The organism is Massilia sp. DJPM01 (assembly GCF_030348125.1).
GTDB classification, from domain to species: Bacteria; Pseudomonadota; Gammaproteobacteria; order Burkholderiales; family Burkholderiaceae_D; genus Telluria_A; species Telluria_A frigida.
Window position 1 is genome coordinate 1 of record NZ_JAQOZV010000173.1, and the last position, 1,385, is coordinate 1,385.

Annotated in this window: 2 protein-coding genes and 1 pseudogene; 2 read left to right on the forward strand and 1 reads right to left on the reverse strand. The window is 65.0% G+C overall.

What is annotated here, in order from left to right; translation table 11 throughout:
- Positions 1-206, forward strand: a 206-nt coding sequence (locus tag PO883_RS34435; protein ID WP_289313800.1) for a VanZ family protein, incomplete at its 5' end; no start/stop codon positions are given.
- A gap of 385 nt (positions 207-591) precedes the next feature.
- Here PO883_RS34435 and PO883_RS34440 read toward each other — a convergent pair.
- Positions 592-1,104: a hypothetical protein gene (locus PO883_RS34440; protein WP_289313801.1), complete on the reverse strand. Its 513-nt coding sequence runs from the start codon at positions 1,102-1,104 to the stop codon at positions 592-594.
- Here PO883_RS34440 and PO883_RS34445 point away from each other — a divergent pair.
- Positions 1,103-1,385: pseudogene (locus tag PO883_RS34445) on the forward strand (hypothetical protein); the annotation flags it as partial. The gene PO883_RS34440 and the pseudogene PO883_RS34445 overlap by 2 nt on opposite strands.

Below are 1,385 nucleotides of genomic sequence, written 5' to 3' on the forward strand. Positions count from 1 at the left end.
TCACCGGCAGCTTGGGCAGTGCGCGTGAACGCGCGATCAAGTCGGTCCTGACCGTGATGACCATGGGTGCGTTGGACGAGCTGGTGCAGAGTTTCCTGCCGTACCGCTCAGGCGCGGTCGGCGACTGGATGGTCGACTGCAACGCCGCACTGATCACGGCTGGCCTGCTCTGGGCCTTCCTGCCGCAAACGGCGCGCTCCCGTTAAACGCGGCGCAGCGTCCGCCGCGTCCGCATACTGCCCGGCACTCGCCTCGCGCACGAGGCGACGCACGGCTTGCCCGGACTGATGATGTTCACGCAGGCTAATGGCGGTCGTTTCCATCGAAGCGACCAGGTCGACAATGAGGCTGGAGAGTGACGAAGCAGGCATGGCGGGCTCTCAAAAAATGGCATGAAGAAATTATGGCCCGCCCAACCCGGCGGGCTTTTGCGTTGCGTCAATCTCTTATTGCGCATGTCTTGCGCTCAGCCCTTCCCCCTGTGCGAAAAGCAAGCTTATCTGATCACTGCTTGATCTGGGTCAAACTGTAGAGAATGCATGGGAACGTCGCCACAATTTCCCGCTCTTACCGAAGTGGCACGCGGCATTGTCACGCACCAACGGAAAACACCCAACCAAAGGAGTTGATCATGAAGCGTATCGAACAAAGCGTGCTGTTGGCGGGCTTGCTGGCTCTTGGACTGGCGGCCTGCAGTTCCACCGGCATGAACGGCGACACAGCCAGTGGCACAAGCGGCACGAGTGGCGACACATCGACCAGTACGCCATCGAGCGGGAGCACGACGGACAGCGGCGGAACGACGGCGACCGGTTCCGGCACTGCGGCGACGGGCAGCGGCGGGTCGACGGGCACGAGCGGAACGAGCGGGAGCGGCGGCAGCGCCGCAGGGGCGGGTGGCAGCGGATCGATGGGGACCAGCGGAACGACAGGGAGCAGCGGCACCGCTTCAGGCAGCGGCAGCGGCAGCAGCCAAGCTAGTGGCGGCACGAGCAGCAGTGGGGGTAGCGGAAGCATGGCAGGCACAGGAACCGGCAGCGCCACGGCGGGGATGGGAAGTTCGGGCGCGATGAGCAGCGGTGCCCAGTCAGGTAGTGGCAGCATGGCAAGCGGAGCCAGCGCGCCAGCCGGCCCGCCCAACAGCACCGTGAGCAAAATCGAAGTGGTGCCACGTCAAGGCAGCGGGGCGACCGGAGCGGGAGGGTCCGTGGGCGGCACCGGCAGCGCTGGCAGTACGGGCACCAGCGGCAACACCATGACTGGCGACCGCGTCTACCGCATCACACTCAAGATGGACGACGGCGCCACCCAGGTCATCACACAGGAATGGGCGCCGTCCTTCGTGACAGGTGACCGCGTCCGTATGTCAAGCGGCGCAATCGAGC